Below are 5,945 nucleotides of genomic sequence, written 5' to 3'. Positions count from 1 at the left end.
CCCCACCCCAGCCCTCCCCCGCAAGCGGGGGAGGGAGCGCACCGCCAGCGTTCAAACCCCATATGCGATTGCCCTGCCTTGCGGGGGACGGCTGGGGAGGGGGATACCACACGACGAGCTGAGTCCTGGGACCCCACCCCGCAAGGGGGAGGGGAGGACTGACAGCCGCGCAAGTGGCCCGATTCAAGCTACTTCGCGTCTGCGATGATCATGGTTTCCCGCCCGTCCTCGATGATCATGGTGGCGGCCTTCTCGGCGATCATTGCGGTCGGCGTGTTGGTGTTGCCCGATGTGATCGTCGGCATCACGGAGGCATCGGCGATGCGCAGACCCGAAATGCCGTGAAAGCGCAACCGCTCGTCGACGACCGCGGTGGGGTCGCTGGCAAGTCCCATTTTCGCGGTGCCGACGGGATGGAAGATCGTGGTGCCGATATCGCCTGCGGCCTTCGCGAGCGATGCATCGTCATCGCCGACTGAGGGACCCGGCAAAAATTCGCTCGGAGAATAGCGCTTCAACGCCGGCTGCTGCATCAAGCGCCGCGTGGTGCGGATCGCATCCGCCGCGACTTGGCGATCCTCGTCAGTCGACAGATAGTTTGGCGCGATCGATGGCGCGGCTGATATCTCGCGGCTGCGGATGCGTACGATGCCGCGCGAGGTCGGCTGCAAGTTGCAGGCCGACACCGTGATGGCTGGAAAGCGGTGTAGGGGATCGCCGAACTTGTCGAGCGACAGCGGCTGCACGTGGAACTGGATGTTGGCGCGTTCGCGCGACGGATCGGAGCGGGTGAAGATGCCGAGCTGCGATGGCGCCATGGTCAGCGGGCCGCGGCGGCGGAGCGCATAATCGAGCCCCATCAGCCCGCGCCGCGCCAACGAATGATAGGTCTCGTTCAAGGTGCGCACGCCGAAAACCTTGTAGATCGCGCGCTGCTGCAGATGGTCCTGCAGGTTGCGTCCGACGCCCTGGCGATCGAGCACGACATCGACGCCGATCGGCGATAGCCATTCCCAGGGACCGATGCCGGAGCGGTGCAGCACCTGGACCGAGCCGATCGCGCCGGCGCTCAGGATCACCTCGCCCTTGGTGCGCGCCTCGACGACCTCGCCGCCCTGCAGGAAGCGCACGCCGACCGCGCGGCCGTTTTCGATCAGCAGGCGATCGACCAGCACATGGGTCTCGAGCCGCAAATTGGGACGGTGCAGCGCCGGCTTGAGAAAACCGCGCGCCGATGACCAGCGGCGGCCGCGTTTCTGGTTGACGTGAAAATAGCCGACGCCCTCATTGTCGCCGGTATTGAAGTCGGCGATTTTTCGGATCCCCATCTCCTGTGCGGCCTCGCCGACCGCATCCAAGATGGTCCAGGACAGCCGCGGCGCCTCGATGCGCCAGCCGCCGCCGGCGCCGTGGTGCTGGCTTTCCCCGAGGAAATGATCTTCCAGCCGTTTGAAGGCCTGCAGCACGTCCTGATACGCCCAACCGGCGAGTCCGAGCTGGCGCCAGTGGTCGTAGTCGGCGGCCTGGCCGCGCATCGAGATCATCGCGTTGATCGCCGAGGAGCCGCCGATCACTTTGCCCCTCGGATAGGCCAGCGCGCGGCCGTTGAGGCCGGCCTCCGCTTCGGTGCGGAACATCCAGTCTGAGCGCGGATTGCCGATCGCGAAGAGATAGCCGACCGGAATGTGGAACCAGATCCAATTGTCGTTGCCGCCGGCTTCCAGGATCAGCACGCGATGTCCGGGATCGGCCGACAGGCGGTTGGCCAGGATGCAGCCGGCGGTACCGGCGCCCACGACGATATAGTCGAAATCCCCCTCGAGCCGCTTCGTCACTGGCACAATCCCTTCTCTTTTCCAAGGCCTTAGCTCTGCGTTTGCCGGCCGTACAGCCTCTCGCGGGAGAGTTGGGTGGACCGTCATTTGCATGTTAGAAATGGTAAAAGCAGTCAAACCAGGAAAGACCGAGACGTCCATGCCCATCGTGAACCGCGTTGCCGATCTGCATCCCGACATCGCCGCCTGGCGCCAGCACATCCATGCCAATCCAGAGTTGCTCTATGAGGTGCACCATACGGCGGCGTTTGTGGCGGATCGCTTGCGGGAGTTCGGCTGCGACGAGGTCGCGACCGGGATCGGCCGGACCGGCGTGGTCGGGGTGATCAGGGGCAAAAAGCAGGCTTCGAACGGCGACATCAGGGTGATCGGGCTGCGTGCCGACATGGACGCGCTGCCGATCGAGGAGAAGACCGGGCTGCCCTACACCTCGACGAACAAGGGCCTGATGCATGCCTGCGGCCATGACGGGCATACCGCCATGCTGCTGGGGGCGGCGCGCTACCTCGCCGAGACGCGCAATTTCGCCGGCGACGCTGTCGTGATCTTTCAGCCGGCCGAGGAGGGCGGCGCGGGCGCTGCCGCCATGATCAAGGACGGGCTGATGGATCGCTTCGGCATCGAGCAGGTCTATGGCATGCACAATGGTCCGGGCATCCCGGTCGGCTCGTTCGCGATCCGCACCGGCCCGATCATGGCGGCGACCGACACCATCGACGTCAAGATCGACGGTCATGGCGGGCATGCGGCGCGGCCGCACATCTGCATCGACACGGTGCTGGCCGGCGCACAGCTCGTCAGCGCGCTGCAACAGGTGGTGTCGCGCAACGTCGATCCGCTGGAATCGGCGGTGGTGTCGATCTGCGAATTCCACGCCGGCAACGCCCGCAACGTGATCCCGCAGACCGCCGAGCTGCACGGCACGATCCGCACGCTGACGCCGCAGGTGCGGGCGCTGGTCGAGAAGCGCGTGCGCGAGGTGGTCGCGGGCGTGGCGCAGATGACCGGCACGCGGATGGAGCTGAATTATGAGCGCGGCTACCCGGTCACCGTCAACCATGCGGTGCAGACCGATCTCGCCACCCGGATCGCCCGGGAGGTTGCGGGCGAGGGCAATGTGCACGATACCGCGCCGATGATGGGCGCGGAGGATTTCGCCTACATGCTGGAGGCGCGCCCCGGTGCGTTCATCTTCTGCGGCAATGGCGACAGCGCCGGGCTGCACCATCCCGCCTACAATTTCAACGACGAGGCGATCCTCTACGGCACTTCCTACTGGATCAAGCTGGTGGAGAACACGCTGGCGGCCTGAGGCCGCCGCAACCATGTTCGATGGGAGCCGGCGTGCGGTGCGGTTCGGCCTGATCGCGCCGTACGGCAGTCTTATCGGTGGTCGTGGTCGCCGCGGTGGTCATCATGATCGTCGTGGTCGGCCAGCTCGCGGCGATCAGTGTCCGGCGGAACATAGGTCGGCAGCGTCACCCGATAGACCAGCACCAGCGGAGAAATTCTCGACCACGTGTCCGGAGGCATCGGGGCGCATCGGGATGAAGGCGTGGGCCGGATCACGTGCAGCAGCGCGCCATGGCGGTCGTAGTGATAGACGTAGGCGCCGTGTTCATCGCTCACCCATACCGTTCCGTCGCGTTCATGGATGCCGTGAAACCCGCCCCGGACGAAGTGGGCGCCAAATACCTGGTGCGCGGAGGTGCGCACAAGGTCCATGAAGGAGACTGGGAGCCGCGCAGACTCGTGCTGCTGGAATTTCCCTCGGTCGAGGCCTGGGAAAGCTTCTACAACGGCACGACCTATCAAGGGCTCAAGTTCGTCCGAGACGCCTGCAATTCCGCTCGCCTCGTCGCCGTCGAGGGATTGGCATGACCGCGACCCGACGGGGCTGGCTGCTCGCGGGGACGAGACTCGGGCGGTGTGGCATCGTCGATGCTACAGAACTAAAGGCCCGCGCGGATGGCGCGGGCCTTCGTAAATCGTGTGGCCGAAGTCCGCCGTCGATCAGAACACGTTGGCGAAGCAGAAGTACAGGAAGCCCGACAGAACCATCGCGATCGGGAGCGTCAGCACCCAGGCCATCGCGATGTTGCGGACCGTCGACCATTGCAGGCCGCTTCCGTTGGCAGCCATGGTGCCGGCGATGCCGGAGGACAGCACATGCGTGGTCGAGACCGGCAGGCCGTAACCGTCGGCCGCCGCGATCGTCGCCGCCGCCGTGATCTCGGCCGCCGCGCCCTGCGCATAGGTCAAATGGGTCTTGCCGATCTTCTCGCCGACGGTGACGACGATGCGCTTCCAGCCGACCATGGTGCCGAGCCCGAGCGCGATCGCGACCGCGATCTTCACCCAGGTCGGGATAAACTTGGTCGCGCTGTCGAGCGAGCCCTTGTAGGCGTTGAGCGTCTTGACCTCATCCGCATTGAGCTCCGACTCCTTGTCCTTGGCCAGGAAACGAAGCGCTTCGGAAACCAGATACATGTCGTTGCGGGTGTTGCCGACCGCCTCGGCCGGGAACTTGGCGAGCGAGCCGTACTCCTTGACCTGCTTGGAAATGTCGGCCACCAGCACGGCCAGCGAAGGATAGGTCCCTTCGTTGATCTGATGCTGGGCGACGTAGTTGGTTACGGCCGGCCGCGGGTTGCCCAGAACGTTATAGCCGGCAGCCTTGGCGGCGATGACCTTGCTTGCGGCTTCCGAGTTCTGGGTGAACTGCGCGATCTGGCTGTCGGGCATCGACCGGTTCAGTGCATAGGCGGTCGGCACCGTGCCGATCAGGATCAGCATGATCAGGCCCATGCCCTTCTGGCCGTCATTGGAACCGTGGAAGAAGCTGACCAGCGTGCAGGTGAGGACCAGGATGCCGCGGATCCACAGCGGCGGCGGCTCGTTGTTGACCGGCTCGGCGAACAGGGCCGGCGTCGCACGTACCAGTGCGATCTTCACGACGTATAGGAGGACCGCCGCGAGTGCGAAGCCGAACAGCGGCGACAGCAACAGCGCCTTTCCGATATTGGCGGCCTGCGACCAGTCCACGCCGGAGGTGCCGTCACGGCCGCGCATCAGGGCGTTGGCGATGCCGACGCCGATGATCGAGCCGATCAGGGTGTGGGAGGAAGAGGCGGGCAGGCCGAACCACCAGGTGCCGAGGTTCCAGATGATCGCAGCGATCAACAGCGCGAACACCATGGCGAAGCCGGCGCTGGAGCCGACCTGCAGGATCAATTCCACCGGCAGCAGCGAAACGATGCCGAAAGCGACCGCGCCGGAGGAGAGCAGCACGCCGGTCAGGTTGCACAGGCCCGACCAGACCACGGCGATATGGGCCGGCAGGGAGCGGGTGTAGATCACGGTTGCCACCGCGTTCGCGGTGTCGTGGAAGCCGTTGACGAACTCGAAACCGAGCGCGATCAGGAGCGCGATGAACAGCAGGATGTAGGGCAGGTAGGTCGTGACCCGCGTGCCGGTTGCGTCGATGTCGACATAGATGCTGTAGGCGACGAACAGCAGCGCGGCGGCCACCACGCCGAGATAAATGACGCCCGTCAACGGATGAAAGCCGCGATCGAGATCGGGCCCTTTGTGCAGGGCAGGCTCGATCGATCCGGGCAACGCAACATCGCTCATTGGAATTTCTCCCTATCCCCAATAGGTTTATTCTGATCCATGCATGTGACAGTGCAGTGAAAGGCGCGCGAAGGAACTGCGTTGCAAACTCGCGCGCCACGGGATTGATTTGCAGTGCAATGAGAAATATCAGGCGGCTCGCGCGGCTTTTTTGAGGAGATCCGCGGCCAGCTTCAGGTCTTCTACAAACCGCTCATATTCTCGGCGCTTGGCGTCCTCGTCCGGCAGCCGCAGCAGGTAGGACGGATGTACCGTCACCAGCGCCTTCATACCTTCGTCGAGATCGATGGCACGTCCTCGGTTCTTGTTGATCGGCGTGATCTTGCCGAGCACGCATTGCGCCGCGGTGGCGCCGAGCGCGACCACCAGATGCGGCTGCACCACGGCAAGCTCCCGCTCGTACCACTGACGGCAGGCCTTGATTTCCGGCGTCACCGGTTTCTGATGCAGCCGGATTTTCCCGCGCGGCACGAA

The 5,945-nt window shown here is 64.7% G+C and carries 6 protein-coding genes; 2 read left to right on the top strand and 4 right to left on the bottom strand.

Annotated features, from left to right (window positions below; all coding sequences use genetic code 11):
• Positions 1 to 188 precede the first annotated feature (188 nt).
• Positions 189 to 1,835 (bottom strand): GMC family oxidoreductase, encoded by a 1,647-nt coding sequence (locus JOY90_RS35570; protein WP_291695761.1) that lies wholly within the window; start codon positions 1,833 to 1,835, stop codon positions 189 to 191.
• 139 nt (positions 1,836 to 1,974) lie between these two features.
• Between JOY90_RS35570 and JOY90_RS35565 the strand changes: the two genes are divergently transcribed.
• A complete protein-coding gene (locus JOY90_RS35565; protein WP_291695760.1) occupies positions 1,975 to 3,147 on the top strand; it encodes a M20 aminoacylase family protein in 1,173 nt (390 codons plus the stop codon).
• A gap of 71 nt (positions 3,148 to 3,218) precedes the next feature.
• Here the strand turns inward: JOY90_RS35565 and JOY90_RS35560 are convergent, their stop codons facing one another.
• Positions 3,219 to 3,464: a hypothetical protein gene (locus tag JOY90_RS35560; protein ID WP_291695759.1), complete on the bottom strand. Its 246-nt coding sequence runs from the start codon at positions 3,462 to 3,464 to the stop codon at positions 3,219 to 3,221.
• A gap of 21 nt (positions 3,465 to 3,485) precedes the next feature.
• Between JOY90_RS35560 and JOY90_RS35555 the strand changes: the two genes are divergently transcribed.
• Positions 3,486 to 3,716 (top strand): DUF1330 domain-containing protein, encoded by a 231-nt coding sequence (locus JOY90_RS35555; RefSeq protein ID WP_291695758.1) that lies wholly within the window; start codon positions 3,486 to 3,488, stop codon positions 3,714 to 3,716.
• 132 nt (positions 3,717 to 3,848) lie between these two features.
• On the opposite strand, the gene JOY90_RS35550 is transcribed toward JOY90_RS35555, so the two are convergent.
• Both JOY90_RS35550 and JOY90_RS35545 read right to left on the bottom strand, forming a co-directional pair.
• Positions 3,849 to 5,471: an inorganic phosphate transporter gene (locus tag JOY90_RS35550; protein ID WP_291695757.1), complete on the bottom strand. Its 1,623-nt coding sequence runs from the start codon at positions 5,469 to 5,471 to the stop codon at positions 3,849 to 3,851.
• 129 nt (positions 5,472 to 5,600) lie between these two features.
• A partial coding sequence (locus tag JOY90_RS35545; RefSeq protein ID WP_291695756.1) for a uracil-DNA glycosylase family protein occupies positions 5,601 to 5,945 on the bottom strand: 345 nt, incomplete at its 5' end.

The organism is Bradyrhizobium sp. (assembly GCF_019242285.1).
Taxonomy (GTDB): Bacteria; Pseudomonadota; Alphaproteobacteria; order Rhizobiales; family Xanthobacteraceae; genus Bradyrhizobium.
This window is presented reverse-complemented; position numbering and strand designations above follow the sequence as displayed.